18 protein-coding genes are annotated in these 18,549 nt (G+C 70.3%); 9 read left to right on the top strand and 9 right to left on the bottom strand.

Annotated elements, in window-relative coordinates; genetic code table 11:
• The first annotated feature begins 49 nt into the window (after nt 1-49).
• The 3 genes from FCL41_RS03430 to FCL41_RS03420 all read left to right on the top strand — a co-directional run bounded on the left by FCL41_RS03430 (nt 50) and on the right by FCL41_RS03420 (nt 3,871).
• Nucleotides 50-1,753 (top strand): fumarate hydratase, encoded by a 1,704-nt coding sequence (locus FCL41_RS03430; RefSeq protein WP_239021753.1) that lies wholly within the window; start codon nt 50-52, stop codon nt 1,751-1,753.
• Nucleotides 1,754-1,789: 36 nt separating this feature from the next.
• A complete protein-coding gene (locus tag FCL41_RS03425; protein ID WP_137067365.1) occupies nt 1,790-2,473 on the top strand; it encodes a GNAT family N-acetyltransferase in 684 nt (227 codons plus the stop codon).
• 63 nt (nt 2,474-2,536) lie between these two features.
• Nucleotides 2,537-3,871 (top strand): HNH endonuclease signature motif containing protein, encoded by a 1,335-nt coding sequence (locus FCL41_RS03420; protein ID WP_137067366.1) that lies wholly within the window; start codon nt 2,537-2,539, stop codon nt 3,869-3,871.
• Nucleotides 3,872-3,925: 54 nt separating this feature from the next.
• Here FCL41_RS03420 and FCL41_RS03415 read toward each other — a convergent pair whose 3' ends face one another.
• The 3 genes from FCL41_RS03415 to FCL41_RS03405 form a co-directional block, all read right to left on the bottom strand.
• Nucleotides 3,926-4,750 (bottom strand): alpha/beta fold hydrolase, encoded by an 825-nt coding sequence (locus tag FCL41_RS03415; protein WP_137067502.1) that lies wholly within the window; start codon nt 4,748-4,750, stop codon nt 3,926-3,928.
• Nucleotides 4,751-4,752: 2 nt separating this feature from the next.
• Nucleotides 4,753-5,292, bottom strand: a complete 540-nt coding sequence (locus FCL41_RS03410) for a type 1 glutamine amidotransferase domain-containing protein (RefSeq protein WP_137067367.1) — start codon at nt 5,290-5,292, stop codon at nt 4,753-4,755.
• Nucleotides 5,293-5,393: 101 nt separating this feature from the next.
• Complete coding sequence (locus FCL41_RS03405; RefSeq protein ID WP_137067368.1) at nt 5,394-5,930, bottom strand: NADPH-dependent FMN reductase; 537 nt, start codon at nt 5,928-5,930, stop codon at nt 5,394-5,396.
• Nucleotides 5,931-6,085: 155 nt separating this feature from the next.
• On the opposite strand from FCL41_RS03405, the gene FCL41_RS03400 reads away from it, so the two are divergent.
• The 3 genes from FCL41_RS03400 (at nt 6,086) to FCL41_RS03390 (ending at nt 9,477) form a co-directional block, all read left to right on the top strand.
• Nucleotides 6,086-6,499 (top strand): hypothetical protein, encoded by a 414-nt coding sequence (locus FCL41_RS03400; RefSeq protein ID WP_137067369.1) that lies wholly within the window; start codon nt 6,086-6,088, stop codon nt 6,497-6,499.
• Between the two features lie 104 nt (nt 6,500-6,603).
• Nucleotides 6,604-7,995 (top strand): class II fumarate hydratase, encoded by a 1,392-nt coding sequence (locus tag FCL41_RS03395; RefSeq protein WP_137067370.1) that lies wholly within the window; start codon nt 6,604-6,606, stop codon nt 7,993-7,995.
• Nucleotides 7,996-8,043: 48 nt separating this feature from the next.
• On the top strand, nt 8,044-9,477 hold the full coding sequence (locus FCL41_RS03390; RefSeq protein WP_137067371.1) for an acyl-CoA synthetase: 1,434 nt from the start codon (nt 8,044-8,046) through the stop codon (nt 9,475-9,477).
• 6 nt (nt 9,478-9,483) lie between these two features.
• Here FCL41_RS03390 and FCL41_RS03385 read toward each other — a convergent pair whose 3' ends face one another.
• Nucleotides 9,484-10,077 (bottom strand): TetR/AcrR family transcriptional regulator, encoded by a 594-nt coding sequence (locus FCL41_RS03385; protein WP_137067372.1) that lies wholly within the window; start codon nt 10,075-10,077, stop codon nt 9,484-9,486.
• A 92-nt stretch (nt 10,078-10,169) separates the two neighbouring features.
• On the opposite strand from FCL41_RS03385, the gene FCL41_RS03380 reads away from it, so the two are divergent.
• A complete protein-coding gene (locus FCL41_RS03380; RefSeq protein ID WP_137067373.1) occupies nt 10,170-12,695 on the top strand; it encodes an MMPL family transporter in 2,526 nt (841 codons plus the stop codon).
• An 82-nt stretch (nt 12,696-12,777) separates the two neighbouring features.
• Here FCL41_RS03380 and FCL41_RS16935 read toward each other — a convergent pair whose 3' ends face one another.
• Nucleotides 12,778-13,425, bottom strand: coding sequence for an aggregation-promoting factor C-terminal-like domain-containing protein (locus FCL41_RS16935; RefSeq protein ID WP_175422339.1), 648 nt, complete (start codon nt 13,423-13,425; stop codon nt 12,778-12,780).
• A gap of 272 nt (nt 13,426-13,697) precedes the next feature.
• On the opposite strand from FCL41_RS16935, the gene FCL41_RS03370 reads away from it, so the two are divergent.
• Nucleotides 13,698-14,117: a universal stress protein gene (locus FCL41_RS03370; protein ID WP_137067374.1), complete on the top strand. Its 420-nt coding sequence runs from the start codon at nt 13,698-13,700 to the stop codon at nt 14,115-14,117.
• 86 nt (nt 14,118-14,203) lie between these two features.
• Here FCL41_RS03370 and FCL41_RS03365 read toward each other — a convergent pair whose 3' ends face one another.
• Together FCL41_RS03365 and FCL41_RS03360 are read right to left on the bottom strand one after the other, a co-directional pair.
• Nucleotides 14,204-15,553, bottom strand: a complete 1,350-nt coding sequence (locus FCL41_RS03365; protein ID WP_137067375.1) for a PhoH family protein — start codon at nt 15,551-15,553, stop codon at nt 14,204-14,206.
• Between the two features lie 278 nt (nt 15,554-15,831).
• The gene (locus tag FCL41_RS03360) at nt 15,832-16,608 is read right to left on the bottom strand and encodes an isoprenyl transferase (RefSeq protein ID WP_137067376.1); all 777 of its coding nucleotides are present in this window, start codon (nt 16,606-16,608) and stop codon (nt 15,832-15,834) included.
• 94 nt (nt 16,609-16,702) lie between these two features.
• Between FCL41_RS03360 and trhA the strand changes: the two genes are divergently transcribed.
• The gene (gene trhA / locus FCL41_RS03355) at nt 16,703-17,428 is read left to right on the top strand and encodes a PAQR family membrane homeostasis protein TrhA (RefSeq protein ID WP_170970362.1); all 726 of its coding nucleotides are present in this window, start codon (nt 16,703-16,705) and stop codon (nt 17,426-17,428) included.
• A gap of 475 nt (nt 17,429-17,903) precedes the next feature.
• Here trhA and FCL41_RS03350 read toward each other — a convergent pair whose 3' ends face one another.
• Together FCL41_RS03350 and FCL41_RS03345 are read right to left on the bottom strand one after the other, a co-directional pair.
• Nucleotides 17,904-18,173, bottom strand: coding sequence for a GlsB/YeaQ/YmgE family stress response membrane protein (locus tag FCL41_RS03350; RefSeq protein WP_239021752.1), 270 nt, complete (start codon nt 18,171-18,173; stop codon nt 17,904-17,906).
• A gap of 46 nt (nt 18,174-18,219) precedes the next feature.
• Nucleotides 18,220-18,543 carry a hypothetical protein gene (locus FCL41_RS03345; RefSeq protein WP_137067377.1) on the bottom strand — a complete coding sequence of 108 codons (324 nt, stop codon included), beginning with the start codon at nt 18,541-18,543 and terminating at the stop codon, nt 18,220-18,222.
• Nucleotides 18,544-18,549: the final 6 nt, after the last annotated feature.

Genomic DNA, 18,549 nt, shown 5'->3' with positions numbered 1-18,549 from the left:
GTCGGGCCGCGACCAACGGATGCCACGGTCGCGCGTACACTCGCCGGTCGTGAGCACTGGGCCTGAATTCCGCTACTCCGACCTCCTCCCGACCCACGGATCCAACGGTGAGGAGCAGACGCCCTACCGACTGGTGACCACCGAGGGTGTCTCGACCTTCGAGGTCGACGGCCAGACCTTCATGAAGGTGGAGCCGGAGGCGATCCAGCGGCTCACCCGTGAGGCGATGCACGACATCTCCCACTACCTGCGTCCGGGCCACCTCAAGCAGCTGCGCAAGATCATCGACGACCCCGAGGCGTCCGGCAACGACCGCTTCGTCGCGCTCGACCTGCTCAAGAACGTCAACATCTCCGCCGGTGGCGTGCTGCCGATGTGCCAGGACACCGGCACCGCGATCGTCATGGGCAAGAAGTCCGAGGGCGTCATCACGGGCGTCGACGACGGCGAGGCGATCAGCCGCGGCGTCTACGACGCGTACACGCAGCTCAACCTGCGCTACTCCCAGCTCGCGCCGATCACGACGTACGAGGAGAAGAACACCGGCACCAACCTGCCGGCGCAGATCGAGATCTACTCGACCCCGCAGACCTCCGGCAAGCCGGAGTACAAGTTCCTCTTCATGGCGAAGGGTGGCGGCTCGGCCAACAAGTCGTTCCTCTTCCAGGAGACGAAGGCGATCCTCAACGAGGCGTCGATGCTGAAGTTCCTCGACGAGAAGATCCGCTCCCTCGGCACCGCCGCCTGCCCGCCCTACCACCTCGCCGTGGTCATCGGCGGCACGTCGGCGGAGTACGCGCTGAAGACCGCGAAGTACGCCTCCGCGCACTACCTCGACGACCTCCCGACCGAAGGCTCGATGGGCGCCCACGCCTTCCGCGACACCACCCTGGAGCAGCAGGTCTTCGAGCTGACCCAGTCGTTCGGCATCGGCGCCCAGTTCGGCGGCAAGTACTTCTGCCACGACGTGCGGGTCGTACGCCTGCCCCGCCACGGCGCCTCGTGCCCCGTCGCCATCGCGGTCTCCTGCTCGGCCGACCGCCAGGCGCTCGGCAAGATCACGCCCGAGGGCGTCTTCCTCGAGCAGCTCGAGACCGACCCGGCGCAGTACATGCCCGACGCGGGGATGGCCGAGGAGATCGCCGGTGGCGAGGTCGTGAAGATCGACCTCAACCAGCCGATGGCCGACATCCTCGCCGAGCTCAGCAAGCACCCGGTGAAGACGCGCCTCTCACTGACCGGACCGCTGGTCGTGGCCCGCGACATCGCGCACGCCAAGATCAAGGAGCGCCTCGACGCGGGCGAGCCGATGCCGGAGTACCTGAAGAACCACCCGGTCTACTACGCCGGCCCCGCCAAGACCCCCGAGGGCATGGCGTCGGGCTCGTTCGGCCCGACGACTGCCGGTCGCATGGACTCGTACGTCGAGCAGTTCCAGGCTGCCGGCGGCTCGATGGTGATGCTCGCGAAGGGCAACCGCTCCAAGCAGGTCACCGACGCCTGCGGCAGCCACGGCGGCTTCTACCTCGGCTCCATCGGCGGCCCGGCCGCCCGTCTGGCCCAGGACTGCATCAGGAGCCAGGAGGTCATCGAGTACCCCGAGCTCGGCATGGAGGCCGTCTGGAAGATCGAGGTCGAGGACTTCCCTGCCTTCATCGTGGTCGACGACAAGGGCAACGACTTCTTCACGGACCCCTCGGGCGCCGTGACCGTGCCCGTCTCCGGGATCCGGGTCCGGTCGCTCGAGAAGTGACTGGTCGGCGGGTCCTCCCCGCCCTAGGTTGGCGCCATGACCACCTCAGCTCCGAGCTCCGCGTCGTTCTCCGGCTGGTCCCCTCGCGAGCGTCCCGGGCAGTCCGTGCTGCCCGGGCGTCACGTGGGACTCGAGCCCTTTTCCAGCTCGCACGTCGGCGCGCTGTACGCCGCGACCTGCAGCGGCGACCAGGCGGAGTCGTGGCGCTACCGCATGGTGGCGATGCCGGCTTCGCTGGAGGAGTTCGCCGAGGCCGTCGGGATGCCGCTGCTCAACCCGGCGCCGGGTGCGGCGTACGCGGTCGTCGCCCCCGACGCGGGACCAGTCGGCTTCTTCGCTTGCTTCCCGTGCTCCCCCACCAACGGCGTCGTCGAGCTCTCCGGCGTCCTGTGGGGCCAGCGTCTGCAACGGACGCCCGGGTCGACCGAGGCTGTCCACCTGGTGCTGCGCCACCTCTTCGACGACCTGGGCTACCGCCGCGTGGAGTGGAAGTGCGACAGCCGCAACGAGGCGTCCCGGCAGGCAGCGCTGCGGCTCGGCTTCACCTTCGAGGGCACCTTCCGCCAGCACATGGTCGTCAAGGGCGAGAGCCGGGACACCGAGTGGTTCGCGATGCTCGACGGCGAGTGGCCCGAGATTCGGGAGCGTCACGAGCGCTGGCTGGCGCCGGAGAACTTCGACGAGGCGGGGCGCCAGCGGCGTCGTCTGGCCGACTGCTGATTCTCGTCCACAGGGCGACACGAGGGGTGGCGGTCCAAGGCCTAGACCCCTAGAATCGAACACATGTTCGAAGATGTGACGACCCCCGGCGACCTGGTCGCGTTGGCCCGTGCCAACGCGGCTGCGGTGCGTCGTGCGGAGGCGGACACGCTGTTGATCGCGTACGAATGGGCGGTCGCCCACCCGGCCAAGGCCGACGGCTCGGACGCTGCCGCCTTCCACTCTCAGTTCGGCATCGAAGCGATCTCGGGTGAGGGGACACCGGAGGTGGACGAGTACGCGGTCCCCGAGCTCGGTGGTGCGCTCGGGCTCTCGACTGACGCAGCGAAGAAGCTGATTGGCCACGCCCTGGAGCTGGCCCACCGGCTGCCCCGGCTGTGGGCACGCGTCACCGCCGGCGAGGTGCCAGTGTGGCGGGCCCGGCTGGTCGCGGAGGCCACCATCCACGCCTGCCCCGCACTGCCGGCCGAGGGTGTGGCGTGGATCGACCAGCAGGTGGCGCCGTTCATCGACAAGACCGGGCGGGCCCAGATCGACCGGCTCATTGAGCGGGCGATGAAGCTCTACGGGCTCGCCACCGAGGACGACGACACCGAGCAGCCCGACCCCCGCCACGTGCGCATCGACACCGAGGCCGGGGCGTTCACGCAGACCATGCGCGTCGAGGCCGAGCTGGACATCGCCGATGCGTTGGACCTCGAACAGGCCGTCGCTGCCGGTGCCGCCGGACTCAAGGCTGGCGGCTCCGAGGAATCCCTTGACGTACGCCGCTCCCTCGCCCTGGGCGAGCTCGCGCGGCACCAGACCGCACTCGACCTCGCCGGTGCAGCTGCCTTGGATGACGTCGTCGAGCGGACCACCGCCCGCCGGGTCGACCTCCACCTGCACTTCACCGCTGCGGTGGAGCCCGACGAGTCGCTCTCCTTCTCCGCCACCGGACACCTGGAGAACCGTCAGCGACTCATCCTGCTGGAGCAGGTCCGGCGCTGGGTGAACACCAGCCACACCGACGTCCGGATCCTGCCGGTGGTCGACCTGAACGAGTCACTGTCGACCGCACGGTATGAACCGACTGATCGGCTCCGCCGCCAGGTCCAACTGCGTGACGAAACCTGCGTCTTCCCCCACTGCACCCGCCCGAGTCGCCGTTGCGACGTCGACCACGTGGTCCCGTTCGAACACGACGCCACGGCCGAAGGCCGACCACAACCAGGGCCGACGACCACAGACAATCTTGCGACGCTCTGCCGAGGCCACCACCGGCTCAAGACCCACACCGGCTGGCGGTTGGAGTCCCCCGCCAACGGCGTCTTCGAATGGACCAGCCCGCACGGCCAACGATTCCGACGCGACCGCGACGGCACCACCGACCTGACTCCCGAGCTCGCGCGACATTGACCCCGCGCCGATCCCCCGCCCCGTTCACCATCGGGCGGGGGCATCGGCGCGCGTCTACAGCGAGCTCACGAACCCCAGCACAGCCCGGTTGAACTCCTCAGGGTGCGACACGTTCACGCCGTGCGGCCCGCCCTCGATCACCACGGACTGGCTGCCCTCGATCGCCTCGTGGGTCCGCTGGCCCGACCCCTCGAAGGGGACGATGCCGTCGGAGTCGCCGTGCACCACGAGGGTGGGCAGGCGTACGGCGGCAACGTCGTTGCGGAAGTCGGTGCGGGCGAAGGAGTCGATGCAGGCCAACGCCGCGTCCTGGTCGCACTGCAGGGCCAGGCCCAGGGCCGCCTCCGCCTCCGCCTCACTGACCGCGATGTCGCCGCCGGCGCGGAAGAAGTCACGGACGAAACCGCAGAGGAACGCGTCCCTGTCCTCGTCCAGACCAGACTTCATCGCCGCGGCCTGCTTCTCCGGGAGCGGGCCGTCAGGGTTGTCGTCCGTCGAGAGCAGGTAGGGCGGCACGGCCGACGCGAGCACGATGCCGGAGAGCCGCCCCGACGCGCGCGTCGCCAGGCGTATGACCTCTCCCCCACCCATCGAGAAGCCGACCAGCACCGCGTTGCTGAGGTCGAGAGAGTGCAGGATCTCCTCGAGGTCGTCGGTCAGGACGTCGTAGTCGTACGCCCCGTCGGCTGCGACCCCGCTGCGTCCGAAGCCTCGTCGGTCGTAGGTGACGACCCGGTGCCCGGCCGCGTGGAAGGCGGCAACCTGGTGCCGCCACGACTCGCCCGACAGCGGCCAGCCGTGCACCAGCACGATCGGGCGACGGTCGCCCCAGAGGTCATCGACGTGGAGCTCGGTGCCGTGCGAGGTCACCTTCACCATCGTCACGCTTGATCACCCAAGGCGGAGAGCAACTCGCGGTTGAAGGCGGGAAGGTCGTCGGGGTTGCGGCTGCTGATCAGGTTGCCGTCGACGACGACCTCCTCGTCCACCCACTCGCCACCCGCATTACGGATGTCGGTCTGCAGGCTGGGCCACGAGGCGACGCGCTTGCCGCGCACCTGGTCGGCCTCCACCAGCGTCCACGCGGCGTGGCAGATGGCGGCGACGGGCTTGCCGCTCGCCACGAAGTCGCGGACGAAGGCGACCGCGTCGGAGTCCATCCGCAGCGCGTCGGGGTTGGCGACGCCACCCGGCAGGACCAGGGCGTCGTAGTCCTGGACGGACGCCTCAGCCACCTTGCCGTCAGCGCTCTTCTCCTCCGCGGCGTCGAGGTGGTTGAAGAGCTTGACCGTGCCCCCGTCGGGCGACAGCAGCTCAGCGGTGTGCCCCGCCCCTTCAACCGCCGCCCACGGTTCGGTCAGCTCGACGCGCTCGACGCCCTCCGAGGCGGTGAGGAATGCGACCTTGCGTGCTTCTGCCATGGGGTGCTCCTTCGTCGTGGGGTTGCTCTCCACCACGTCTACCGACGAGGCACCGGGCTTCAAACCTCATCGGCCACCGCCCGACACCGCCCGGTCGGGTCTCAGCTGCGCAGCTTCGCGGTCAGCGCGAGCAGCTGACGGAGCACCGACGCCGTGTCGTCGACGCGCCTGGCCGGCGGCCTCAGCTCGTCGCCGTCGAAGTCCTCGGCCGTCTGCAGGTGCACGGCCTGCCCCACGCCGACGAGGCCGAGGTTGGCCACCACGCCGCGCCACTGCTCGACGGATCGCGCCGCTCCGAGGGTGCCGTAGCCGACGAGGGCGACCGCCTTGCCCGACCACTCGGCGTAGAGCAGGTCGACCGCGTTCTTGAAGGGTGCCGGCAGGCCGTGGTTGTACTCGGGCGTGACGAAGACGTAGCCGTCGAACGCGTCGACCACGTCGCTCCAGCGTTGGGTCGTCGGCTCCTCGTACGACTTGTCCGTGCGCTGCTCGTAGGTGGCGGTGAGGTCGAAGTCGGCCACCTCGAGCAGGGTGAACTCCGCCCCCGGATGCTCCTGGGCCTGCGTCATGATCCACGCGCCCACCCCGCTCCCACGGCGCTGGGGACGGGTGCTGCCGACGATGACGGCGATCTTCATGAGGACTCCTTGGTCGCGGAGTCCGAGCCTGCTGCCCCCTCAGGCATGTCGCAACCCCACCCCGGCCGCTGCCTCGACCCGGGGCCCGCGGACGGTTGAGCCGCAGGTCGGCACGAAACCACGCCACGCACGGCTCCCCCGTCTAGCCTGTGCGGGTGCTCCCCGTCGCTGCCTCTCCCACCCGCGCCCGTGTCCTGCTGCTCGCGGAGGAGGCGGACGCGACGGACGCGACGGACGCCAGCGTCGCCGTCGCCATCGACTCCCCGCTCGGCCGCCGTCTCGATGCCCTGCGCAGCGCGGCAGGGCTGGACGAGTCCACCGTGCTGCTCCGCGTCAGCCCGACGAACGCGGACGCCGTGGCCGAGGCGCTTCCCGAGGTGGTCGAACGCCTGCCAGACCTCCAGGTCACGGTCCTGATGGGACCGCTGGCGAGCGAGACCTGGCGACGCCACTCCGCCTTCCAGCTGCACCTGACGTTGGTCACCACCCCGGCCGTGGACGACGACGCGGAGGCGTCCGCCCAAGCCGTGCGCTCGGCGCTGGCCGGCGTCGCCGTGATGGCCGGCTGACGGCCCACCGAGGGCTCCCACGGACGGGCCGTCCTCACGTCGCGGGGGGTCCTGGGCGTTCGAGGCACCTCGTGCGACCGCGCGCGCAGCGGTACGGTCGGTTCATGAGCACCGGAGACCAGTTCCGTACCGAGCACGACTCCATGGGCGAGGTCCAGGTGCCCGCCGACGCCCTCTGGCGCGCCCAGACCCAACGCGCGATCGACAACTTCCCCATCTCCGGGACGCGCCTCGAGCCACGCCACGTCCGGGCCCTCGGACTGGTCAAGCAGGCCGCCGCACGCGTCAACGGCGAGCTCGAGGTGATCTCCGCAGAGCGCGCCGCCGCGATCGAGGCCGCCGCTGCCACCATCGCCGCCGGCGAGCACCTCGACCACTTCCCGCTGGACGTCTTCCAGACCGGGTCCGGCACCAGCTCCAACATGAACACCAACGAGGTGATCGCCTCGCTGGCGACCGCTCACGGCGTCGAGGTCCACCCCAACGACCACGTGAACGCCTCGCAGTCCTCCAACGACACCTTCCCCACCTCGATCCACGTCGCGGCCACCCTCGCCGTCGTCGAGGACCTGCTGCCCGCGCTCGACGTCCTCGCCACCTCGCTCGAGGCCAAGGCCGAGGAGTTCGCGGGCGTGGTGAAGTCGGGGCGCACCCACCTCATGGACGCCACGCCGGTCATGCTCGGACAGGAGTTCGGCGGCTACGCCGCCACCGTGCGCCTGGCGGCCGAACGCCTCGAGTCGGTGCTCCCCCGGGTCCGTGAGCTCCCGCTCGGCGGCACCGCGGTCGGCACCGGCATCAACACCCCGCCGGGCTTCGCCTCCCGCGTCATCGAGGTGCTCTCCGCACTGACCGGCCAGCCCTTCACCGAGACCCGCAACCACTTCGAGGCGCAGGGCACCCGCGACTCGCTCGTGGAGCTCTCGGGCGTCCTGCGGACGTACGCCGTCGGCCTGACGAAGATCTGCAACGACCTGCGCTGGATGTCGTCGGGCCCCACGACCGGCCTCGCCGAGATCCACCTGCCCGACCTCCAGCCCGGGTCGAGCATCATGCCGGGCAAGGTCAACCCGGTGCTGCCCGAGGCGACCCTGATGGTCTGCGCCCAGGTCGTCGGCAACGACGCAGCCGTCGCCTGGGGCGGAGCCGCCGGCAACTTCGAGCTCAACGTGATGATGCCGGTGATCTCCTGCAACGTGCTGGAGTCGGTGCGCATCCTCGCCACCTCCTCGGCCCTGCTCGCCGAGCGCTGCGTCGACGGCATCACGGCCGACACGGAGCGGATGCGCCGCTACGCCGAGTCGTCGCCGTCGGTGGTCACCCCGCTCAACAAGTACATCGGCTACGAGGCGGCGGCCAAGGTGGCCAAGACCGCACTGGCTGAGGGGGCCACCATCCGCGACACCGTCCTGGCGATGGGCTTCGTGGAGCGGGGAGAGCTCACCGAGGAACAGATGGACGCCGCCCTCGACGTGGAGTCGATGACGCACCCCTGAGCAGTCCCTCGGCCGCCCTCCACGCAGGCGCCGACCTATCCTCGACCCATGCTGACCGGCCTGCTCGCTGCTGACCCCGCCCGTTTCGTCGAGGTGGCCGGGCGGCGGTTGAGCCACCCCGCCCTCCTCGCGGCGGCCTCGGCCGTCGCCGACGACCTCGAGGACCACACCCGCGTCGCCGTGCTCGCGACCCCGACGCTGGAGACGGTCGTCGCGATCACGGGCGCCCTCCTGGCCGGTGTCGAGGTGGTGCCCGTGCCACCGGACTCGGGCGCGGCCGAGCTGGCCCACATCCTTGCCGACTCCGCCCCCGACGCCTGGCTCGGACAGACCCCGGACGAGGTGCCGGGTGACGCCCCGCTGCCCCGGGTCCGGGTCAACGTCGGCGCCCGTGCCGACGTGGTGCTGGACCCCGTGGACGACGACGCGATTGCCTTCGTCATGTACACCTCCGGCACCACCGGCCTCCCCAAGGGCGTCCTGCAGTCCCACCGTGCCGTGACGGCCGGGCTCGACGCCCTCGCCGACGCGTGGGCGTGGACGGCCGACGACGTGCTCGCCCACGGCCTTCCCCTCTTCCACGTCCACGGCCTGGTCCTGGGCGTCCTCGGGCCGCTCCGTCTGGGCGGCTCCCTGGTCCACACCGGCCGGGGCACCCCCGCGGCGTACGCGGACGCTGCCCGCGCGGGGGCGACCATGTTCTTCGCCGTGCCGACCATCTGGTCGCGCGTCGCCGACTCCCCCGACGACGCGGCGGCCCTGCGCACCGCGCGGCTGCTGGTGTCGGGGAGTGCCGCGCTGCCGGTCCCGGTCTTCGACCGGCTCAAGGAGCTCACCGGCCACGAGGTGGTCGAGCGCTACGGCATGAGCGAGACCCTGATCACCGTCGCCACCCGAGCCGACGGCGTACGCCGGGCAGGGTGGGTCGGGGTCCCGGTCGCCGGGGTCGAGGCCCGGCTGCGCGGCGAGGACGGCCACGAGGTCGCCCATGACGGCGCGACCGTCGGACGGCTCGAGGTCCGCGGTGCCACCCTCTTCTCCGGCTACCTCAACCGTCCCGAGGCCACCGCGGAGTCCTGGACCGACGACGGGTGGTTCGTCACCGGTGACGTCGCCGTCATCGCCCCCGACGGGTGCATCCGCATCGTGGGTCGTGAGTCCGTCGACCTGATCAAGTCGGCGGGCTACCGCATCGGCGCCGGCGAGATCGAGTCGATCCTGCTCGGTCACCCCGCGGTCGCCGAGGTCGCCGTGGTCGGTGAGCCCGACGCCGACCTGGGGCAGCGCATCGTCGCGTACGTCGTCGCACGCCCCAGTCACGCGCCGGCCGACTCCGCGGCCGCGGCCGACCTGTCCGAGGCGCTGAGCCGCTTCGTGGGCGAGGAGCTGTCGCTCCACAAGCGGCCGCGCGAGTTCCGCTTCGTGGCCAACCTTCCCCGCAACGAGATGGGCAAGGTGCAGAAGAAGCGCCTGCTCGGCTGAGCCGCCTCAGCGCTGGTCGAGGAGGAGGCGCACGAGCCCCTCGAGCTCCTCGGTCCTGGAAGGGCGCCGCGCCAGGGTGCGCACCATGACCAGACCGAGCAGCAGCTCGGTGGTGAGCGCGACGTCGACCTGGTCGGCCAGCTCACCACGCTCGTGCGCGAGCCTGAGGCGGCGGGTGATGCCCCCCTCGAGCTGCCCACGCATCAGGTCGTCGAGGTGCCGGGCCAACGACTCGTCGCCGGCTGCGGCTCCCAGCAGCGACCGGAGGGACTCCCCGGCTCCGGACTGGTCGACGTCGAGCAGCAGGCGGAGCCAGGTCGCGACGTCCTGCACGACGTCACCGGTGTCACCCACCACCATCCCGGAGTCCCACAGGACGCCCTCGACCAGGCACTCGGCGACCAGGTCGGCCTTGCCGCCCCACCAGCGGTAGATCGTCTGCTTGCCCACCTTCGCCGCGGTGGCGATTCCCTGGATGGTGAGACGCTCGTACCCCTTGGCCATGAACTGCTCGGCGGTCGCCATCAGGATGGCGCGACGAGCGTCGTCACTGCGCACCGGACCGTTCCGGTGGGCGCTCGAGGAGACTCCGGCTGTCATGACCCCGATAGTACTCTTAACGAGACGAGACGTTGCGTATCATCTGCTCGTTCCGCTCTGCCCCCTCCCGAACCAAAGGCGACCCTCCTGCCATGGCTGAACTCCTCTACCGACTCGGGCGGTTCTCCGCCCGCCGCGCCTGGCTCGTCATCGTGGCGTGGCTGCTCGCGCTCGCGCTGGCCGTCGGCGCGTTCCTGACTTTCGGCGGGACGCTGACCTCCACGGTGACGATCCCCGGCACCCCGACCTCCGAGGTCGCCGACACCCTGGCCGAGGAGTTCCCCGCGGCGAGCGGCGGCGCGGCCGTCGTCGCCTTCACCACCGACAACGACTCCCCCCTGACGCAGGCCCAGCGTCAGGAGATCTCCGACCTGCTCGAGCGCGCCGGCGAGATGCCGGGCGTACGCGAGACGGTCGATCCCTTCGCCACCGAGGAGGCCGTGGAGAAGGGACTCGAGGAGCTGGCCGACGGCCGCAAGAAGCTGGAGGCGGGCGAGAAGGAGCTCGCGAAGGGCGAGAAGGAGCTGGAGGCAGGACGCCAGCGGCTGGAGAGCGGCCAGGCCCAGCTCGACGGCGCCCGGGCGGCGCTGGAGGCCTCCGGCGCCCCGGCCGCGCAGCTTGCCCAGCTCGACGCCCAGCAGGCGCAGCTCGACGCCGCGCGCGACGAGCTCGACGCGGGCGCCGCGAAGCTGGAGAAGGGCCGTGAGGAGCTCGAGGCCAACCGCGACCTGATCGAGGACTCGACCGCGGTGACCGAGATGGCCGCCGAGGTGCGCCAGGTCTCCGAGGACGAGACCACGGCGCTGGGCACCGTGATGTTCGACAAGCCGGTCATCGAGGTCGACGTCGACGAGAAGGCCGACGTCGCCGAGCTCTTCACCGACGCCGACATCGAGGGCGTCGACATCGAGCTCTCCAACGACATGGTGCAGGCGATCCCGGAGGTCTTCGGCCCCGGTGAGGCGGTCGGCCTCGCGGTGGCAGCGCTGACCCTCTTCATCATGCTCGGTACGTTCGTCGGCGCTGGCCTCCCCCTGATCAACGCCCTGCTCGGTGTGGGAGTCGGCGTCGCCGGCTCGATGGCGCTGAGCGGCACCGTCGACATGATGTCGGTGACCCCGGTGCTCGGCCTCATGCTGGGCCTGGCCGTCGGCATCGACTACTCGCTCTTCATCATCAACCGCCACAAGACCCAGATGCGCGGCGGCATGGACCTGCACGAGTCCATCGGCCTGGCCAACGGCACCTCGGGCAACGCCGTCGTCTTCGCAGGCGCCACGGTCGTCACTGCGCTGGCGGCCCTCAACATCACCGGCATCGGCTTCCTCGGCCTGATGGGCACCGTCGGTGCCATCTGCGTGGTCGTGGCCGTGCTGATCGCCGTCACCATGACCCCGGCGTTGCTGTCCCTGACCGGTCACCGCGTCCTGCCCAAGCGCCAGCGCGGCACGATCGTGCCGCTGAGCCACAGCACGACCGGCACGAAGCCGATGCGCACCTCGCGCGCCGTGCTCCAGTCGCTGGTCGGGATCGGCGTGCTGGTGGTGCTGGCGATCCCCGCCCTGGACATGCGCCTGGGCCTGCCCGACGGCTCCAGCCAGCCCGAGGACTCCAGCGCCTACCGCGCCCACACCGTGACCGAGGAGAAGTTCGGCGCGGGCATGAACGCTCCCCTCCTGGTCGTCGCCGACATGCGTCGCACCCTCGACACCGACGCCGAGGGCATGGAGGCCCAGGCCGAGGTCGGCACTGCCCTGCGCGAGCTCGACGACGTGGACGCCGTCGCCCCGATCGGCGTCTCCGACTCCCGTGAGCTGGTGGCCTTCCAGGTCGTGCCCTCGGAGGGACCCAACAGCGTGGCCACCGAGCAGCTCGTCCACGAGCTGCGCGGCATGGGCTGGAAGTTCGGCACCGGCATCGAGATCGGCGTCGCCGGCAACGCCAGCGGCAACATCGACGTCTCCGAGCAGCTCAGCGACTCCCTGCCGGGCTACCTGGCCCTCGTCGTCGGGCTGTCGCTGGTGATCATGGTGCTGGCGTTCCGCTCGATCCTGGTCCCGCTGACCGCGGCGCTCGGTTTCGTGCTCTCACTCTTCGCGACCTTCGGGGCGCTCACCGCGATCTTCCAGTGGGGTTGGCTCGCCGACCTCTTCGGCATCCACGCCCCTGGGCCGATCCTGAGCTTCCTGCCGGTGATCGTGATCGGCATCCTCTTCGGTCTGGCCATGGACTACCAGCTCTTCCTGGTCTCCGGCATGCGTGAGGCGTACGTCCACGACGCGCCGTCACGGGTGGCGGTCCAGCGCGGCTTCAAGGCCGGCCGGGTCGTGGTCACGGCAGCGGCGATCATCATGATCTCGGTCTTCGCCGGCTTCGTCTTCAGCCACGACGCGATGATCCGCTCGATCGGCTTCGCGCTGGCCTTCGGCGTGCTGGTCGACGCCTTCGTCATCCGCATGCTGGTCATCCCCGGCGTCATGCACCTGCTCGGCGACAAGGCCTGGTGGATGCCGAAGTGGCTCGACCGGATCGTCCCCAACGTCGACGTCGAAGGTGCGGCGCTGGAGCGCAACCACCCCGGCCCGGCGATGGAGCACGAGGAGCCTGCCGGAGCCTGACCCACGTGCAACGCGCCCCCACTCGGTCGAGTGGGGGCGCGTCGTGCGTCCGGGGTGACGTCGTACGACGTCAGGCGGCGGGTCAGTACCAGCCGACGCGCTCGGAGTGGCCCCAGGCGGCGCAGGGGGTGCCGTAGCGACCGGCGATGTAGCTCAGGCCCCAGCGGATCTGGGTCTCCGGGTTGGTCTCCCAGTCGGCACCGGCCGACGACATCTTGGAGCCGGGCAGCGCCTGCGGGATGCCGTACGCCGATGAGTTCGGGTTGTCCGCGTTCCACCGCCAGTTGGACTCGCGGGTCCACAGCGAGTCGAGGCAGCCGAACTGGGAGTCGGAGAAGCCGAACTCGCCCATGACCACGCGGGCGAGGCCACGCGGGTCGGCGGTGGAGATCTGTCGCGAGTGGGTGGTCACCACACCGGCGTCGTTGGAGAGGGCGGCAGCCTTGGCCGGGTCGGTGGCCTCGCGGCGGTCCGAGCGCGTCACCGCCGCGTCGCGGTCGGCGAGGTGGGCGGTCGTGGCGGCCGGGTCCACGGCGGCGGTGAGGCTGGTGCTCGACGGCACGGGACCCTCGTCGTCGCCCAGAAGTCCGACGCCGACGACGCCCGCCGTCGCGGCGACCGCAACACCGGTGATGACACCGGTCGACCGCAGGGTCTTCCACGGGTCGCGCTTGGCCTTGTGCTTGCCAGGGGCGCGGTGCTTGGGGGCGTACTTCTCGGTTTTCGACACAGCTCTCACGGGGGTTGGCGGCTGACTGCTGACCCGTCCCGACCCGCTCGGCGCGTCGTGACCACAGCAACCATGCACGGAGCCCGGGAGGCGTGCAAACCGAACGGCAAATTGTGGGACGCCCGTCACAGAAAAAGTTCTTCACTCCTTCCCCAAGCACCACTTTGGTCACAACTGTCACGCCTCGGCCGGATCTGCATGACTGAACACACTGTCGCGGCTACGGTCGTCCCGGCGCACCACCCCAGCGCCCGCACCAGATGAGGAACGACATGACCCAGAGCATCATCACCGGTGTCGACGGCTCCGTCCCCGCCCAGGAAGCCGCTGCCACCGCCGCGCGCATCGCCTCCGCCCTCGGCGCGACCCTGCACGTCGTCTCCGTCTTCGACCCCTCCAGCCGAGGGGCCAGCCAGCCCGGATTCGAGCCCTCCCTGGCGGCAGACCGCATCGCCGCCGACTCCGCCGCCACGTTGCAGCGCGAGTTCCCCCGACTCAGCGTCGTCGGCCAGGGCGTCGCCGGACACAAGCCGGCCGAGACCCTGGTGACCCTGGCCGAGACGCTCGACGCGGCCCTGATCGTCGTCGGCAACAAGCGCGTGAAGGGGCTCGGGCGACTGCTGGGCAGCCTCGCCAGCGAGGTCGCCGCCAAGGCTCCCTGCGACGTCTACATCGCGCACACCCACGACTGAGCGCACCCACGACTGAGCGCACCCAGCGCCGTACGTCGCAGCACCCCCGGAGCCGGGCTCCGGGGGTGCTGTCGGCTCTCTGCAGGTCAGAGCGAGACGTTCTCCAGCATCTCGGTCACCAGGGCCGCGATCGGTGAGCGCTCCGACCGGGTGAGCGTGACGTGGGCGAAGAGCGGGTGGCCCTTGAGCTTCTCCACCACCGCGACCACACCGTCGTGACGCCCCACCCGCAGGTTGTCGCGCTGCGCGACGTCGTGGGTGAGCACGACCTTCGAGTTGGCCCCGATGCGTGAGAGCACCGTCAGCAGCACGTTGCGCTCCAACGACTGCGCCTCGTCGACGATCACGAACGCATCGTGCAGCGAACGCCCCCGGATGTGGGTCAGCGGCAGCACCTCGAGCATCCCGCGGTGCACGACCTCGTCGACCACGTGGGGCGAGACGAGCGCTCCGAGGGTGTCGAAGACCGCCTGGCCCCATGGCGCCATCTTCTCGTTCTCGCTGCCCGGGAGGTAGCCCAACTCCTGCCCGCCGACGGCGAAGAGCGGCCGGAAGACCACGACCTTCTTGTGCTGACGCCGCTCCATCACCGCCTCCAGACCGGCGCACAGGGCCATCGCCGACTTGCCGGTGCCCGCTCGCCCGCCCAGCGACACGATCCCGATGTCGGGGTCGAGGAGCAGCTCCAGCGCGACCCGCTGCTCGGCCGAACGACCGTGCACGCCGAAGGCGTCGGAGTCGCCCTTGACCAGGTGGACCTGCTTGTCCGGGCCCACGCGCCCGAGCGCCGTGCCGCGGTCGGAGACCATCACCAGCCCGGTGTGGCAGGGCATCTGGCGCGCCGCGTCGAGGTCGAGCACCCCGTCCTCGTACAGCTCGTCCACCGCGGCGGCCGGGACGACGAGCTCCTGCATGCCGGTCCAGCCCGTCTCGGAGGCGCTCACCGCCTCGGCGCGGTACTCCTGTGCGTCCAGGCCCACGGCCGAGGCCTTGATCCGCAGCGGCAGGTCCTTCGACACCAGGGTGACGTCGGCGCCCTCGTCGGCGAGGTTGCGGGCGACCGCCAGGATGCGGGTGTCGTTGTCGCCCAGCCGGAAGCCCGAGGGCAGCGACGTCGCGTCGGTGTGGTTGAGCTCGACCCGCAGGGTTCCCCCCTCGTCGCCCACCGGAACCGGCTCGTCGAGACGACCGTTGACGACGCGCAGCTCGTCGAGCATCCGCAGCGCGCTGCGGGCGAAGTAACCGAGCTCGGGATGGTGGCGTTTGCCCTCGAGCTCGGTGATGACCACGACGGGGAGCACGACCTCGTGCTCGGCGAAGCGGCGGATGGCCCCCGGATCGGCCAGCAGGACGCTGGTGTCGAGGACATAGGTACGACGCGTGTCAGGAGAGGTCGCGGCCACTGGATTCACCTCGCAGGACGCACGCGCACTCACGCCCGGCCCTAGTTCATGTCGGGCCAGGACGAAACCCTGGGGCCGGAGTGCCGACCCCTCCCGGACACGGGCAGAGGGCGGCGAGCGCCGACCTCCACGCTGCGTCCTGCGAAGTCGTGAGTGCTCACGAGCGGGCCTCCTGGCATCAGCCGGCTTCCCCACCTGCCGATGCTTCGGAACGTACGACCGCCGGGCACCGCCCGTGGGGAGACACGCCGCAACGCGCACGTCAACAGTGCGTCACCACTGTGTGACGGGCCGAGGTCGCCCTCGACCCCTCAGGTGCCGAAGCGGCGCTCGCGCTCGGCGTACGCCCGGATCGCGCGCAGGAAGTCGACGCGGCGGAAGTCGGGCCACAGCGCCTCGCAGAAGTAGAACTCGCTGTGGGTGCTCTGCCAGAGCAGGAAGCCGCCGATCCGTTGCTCGCCGGAGGTGCGGATCACCAGGTCGGGGTCAGGCTGCCCCTTGGTGTAGAGGTGCTCCGCGATGTGCTCGACGTCGATCGTCTCGGCGAGCTGCTCCAGCGTGGCGCCCTTGGAGTTCTGGTCGAGCAGGAGCGACCTGACGGCGTCCGCGATCTCACGACGACCGCCGTAGCCGACGGCGATGTTGACCAGCAGTCCGTCGACGTCACGGGTGGCCTCGTCGGCAGCCTTGAGCTTCTCGGCGGTCTCGGCCGGCAGCAGGTCGAGGGCTCCCACGGGGTGGACGCGCCAGCGGCCGGTGGCGGCCAGGGACTCGACCGCGCCCTCGATCACGGTCAGCAGGCCGGCGAGCTGCTCGGGCGGGCGGTTGAGGTTGTCGGTCGACAGCAGCCACAACGTGACGACCTCGACGCCGACCTCCTCGCACCAGCCCAGGAAGGGCTGGATGTTGTCGGCCCCGGCGCGATAACCGCTCGCGGCGTCGGCCCCGACGGCCTTGGCCCACCTGCGGTTGCCGTCGAGCATGACGCCCACGTGCTTGGGGATGCGGCCCGCGGGAAGCCCCTTCACCACTCGCGACTCGTACGCCGGGTACAGCACGCGACGCACGGCGTCCTTCCACTTGGCCATGCCCCCGACTCTACCGATCCCGGATCGGCGTCTCAGGAGAGATCCCGGTCTCGACCTGTGGATCTCACGACGTACCGGCACGTAGGTTGTACCCATGAACGACTCGCTCCGGGTGCGCATGGACCATCTCCACGACCGCGTCGAGGAGACGCTGGCCGAGGTCAAGCCCCACCTGCGTGGCTGGCTTCACGCCGGCACCGCGCCGGTGGCGCTGGCCGCCGGCGTCGCCCTCGTCGCTCTGTCTCCCGACGCCAAGACGCGGATCGCCACGGCCGTCTTCGCGTTGACGGCGTTGCTCGTCTTCACCGTCTCGGCCATCTACCACCGAGGCAGGTGGTCGCCGAGGGCCCAGAAGTTCCTCCAGCGGTTCGACCACTCCAACATCTTCCTGCTGATCGCCGGCACCTGTACGCCGTTCGCTGTGCTGCTGCTCGAGGGCACCGACCGGTGGTTGATGCTCGTCATCGTCTGGACCGGCGCACTGCTGGGCGTGGCGATGCAGCTGTGGTGGGTCGACCACCCCAGGTGGGTCTCGGCGCCGATCTACCTCGCACTGGGCTGGGCTCCCGTCTTCTTCTTCGGCGGCTTCGTCGACGGCGCCATGCAGTACGGGCGCGATGTCGGCATCGCGGTGATGGTCCTGGTGGTCCTCGGCGGGGCCCTCTACACGATCGGCGCGGTGGTCTACGGAGTGAAGCGACCGAACCCCTCGCCGCGGTGGTTCGGCTTCCACGAGGTCTTCCACACCCTCACGGTCCTGGCCTTCCTGGCCCACTACGTCGGCGTGACGTTGGCCACGTACTCGGCCGCCGCGCACTGATCCTCCGCGCACCGATCCTCCGCGCACCGAACCGTCTCGCGCCGAATCGTCAGGCGCCGGCCACCAGGTGCACCTGAGCACCGCCCGCCCTCGGCGCGGCGGTGCTGCGCTGTGCGCCGGTGCTGCGCTGTGCGCCGGTGCCGTGCCGTGAGCCCGCGCAGGGGGCTGTGGCCGGCGTGCTGGCCTCACGAGCACCGGACCATCATCGGGCCTGGGTCATCAGCACAGGCGCGACAATCTTGGCCAGAAATGCTGGAAGGGGTGCAGTCGGCGCATGGGGGGATCGCCGACTGCACCCCGGTTCAAGGAGCAGGGAGCCCGCTGCTGGAGCGGCTCACCTACGAGATTCAACAAACGGAATTATGGCACGCGGAAAGCCCGGAGACAAAAAAAGCCGTGAGGCACGTCGGGTGACGTGCCTCACGGCTTTCGAGCGCCTTGCGGGGTGCGCGTCAGGGACGCGCGCGGACTTGACTCAGGAGGTGCGACTCTTGCCCGACATCGCCTCTGCGGTGCCCACCAGGGCGATCGCGACCACGATCGCGATGATCGCGCCGAGGATGTTCAGTTCGAAGATGTCACCGGAGCCGATGATGGAGGCGATCAGGCCACCCACCAGGGAACCGACGACACCGAGACCCAAGGTGGCCAACCAGCTCAGGTCTTGCTTGCCCGGCTTGATGAGCCGAGCCACGGCCCCGACGACGAGGCCGAACACGAGAAAACCAACAATGTCCCAGATCATGGACAGTCCCTACCCCCACCCCGGGAGGTTCACACATCCGATCGGGTCAACGTTCGGACGCGGCGTCCTCCGAGGGCGTCTCGTCGGCGATGGCCCCGGCGGTGACATCGGCGGTGACATCGTCCTCGCGGCGCGTCGTCCCACCCTCGACCGGGTCGCCGTAGACACCGGCGTCCTTGGCGGCTGAAGTCCTGCGGATCTGGCGGATCAGGCTCCAGCCCAGCAGCGCGACGGCGACGCACATGCCGAGCCACAGGAAGAGGGCCACGTAACCAGCCTTGACCTCGTCGTCCTCCGGCACCGGACGAGGCGCGTCCTGGGCCAGCGTGACGAGGGAGGTGAGGAGATCGGCACTGAAGAGGTCGGACATGCTCCC

Origin of the sequence: Nocardioides jishulii (genome assembly GCF_006007965.1) — a bacterium.
GTDB classification, from domain to species: Bacteria; Actinomycetota; Actinomycetes; order Propionibacteriales; family Nocardioidaceae; genus Nocardioides; species Nocardioides jishulii.
This window is presented reverse-complemented; position numbering and strand designations above follow the sequence as displayed.

Bases quoted from the DNA above. Each gene is read 5' to 3' on its own strand.
- FCL41_RS03425 (WP_137067365.1), top strand. From the start codon at position 1,790: ATGACCACCTCAGCTCCGAGCTCCGCGTCGTTCTCCGGCTGGTCCCCT.
- FCL41_RS03420 (WP_137067366.1), top strand. From the start codon at position 2,537: ATGTTCGAAGATGTGACGACCCCCGGCGACCTGGTCGCGTTGGCCCGT.
- FCL41_RS03415 (WP_137067502.1), bottom strand. From the start codon at position 4,750: ATGGTGAAGGTGACCTCGCACGGCACCGAGCTCCACGTCGATGACCTC.
- FCL41_RS03410 (WP_137067367.1), bottom strand. From the start codon at position 5,292: ATGGCAGAAGCACGCAAGGTCGCATTCCTCACCGCCTCGGAGGGCGTC.
- FCL41_RS03405 (WP_137067368.1), bottom strand. From the start codon at position 5,930: ATGAAGATCGCCGTCATCGTCGGCAGCACCCGTCCCCAGCGCCGTGGG.
- FCL41_RS03395 (WP_137067370.1), top strand. From the start codon at position 6,604: ATGAGCACCGGAGACCAGTTCCGTACCGAGCACGACTCCATGGGCGAG.
- FCL41_RS03390 (WP_137067371.1), top strand. From the start codon at position 8,044: ATGCTGACCGGCCTGCTCGCTGCTGACCCCGCCCGTTTCGTCGAGGTG.
- FCL41_RS03385 (WP_137067372.1), bottom strand. From the start codon at position 10,077: ATGACAGCCGGAGTCTCCTCGAGCGCCCACCGGAACGGTCCGGTGCGC.
- FCL41_RS03380 (WP_137067373.1), top strand. From the start codon at position 10,170: ATGGCTGAACTCCTCTACCGACTCGGGCGGTTCTCCGCCCGCCGCGCC.
- FCL41_RS03370 (WP_137067374.1), top strand. From the start codon at position 13,698: ATGACCCAGAGCATCATCACCGGTGTCGACGGCTCCGTCCCCGCCCAG.
- FCL41_RS03360 (WP_137067376.1), bottom strand. From the start codon at position 16,608: ATGGCCAAGTGGAAGGACGCCGTGCGTCGCGTGCTGTACCCGGCGTAC.
- trhA (WP_170970362.1), top strand. From the start codon at position 16,703: ATGAACGACTCGCTCCGGGTGCGCATGGACCATCTCCACGACCGCGTC.
- FCL41_RS03350 (WP_239021752.1), bottom strand. From the start codon at position 18,173: ATGATCTGGGACATTGTTGGTTTTCTCGTGTTCGGCCTCGTCGTCGGG.
- FCL41_RS03345 (WP_137067377.1), bottom strand. From the start codon at position 18,543: ATGTCCGACCTCTTCAGTGCCGATCTCCTCACCTCCCTCGTCACGCTG.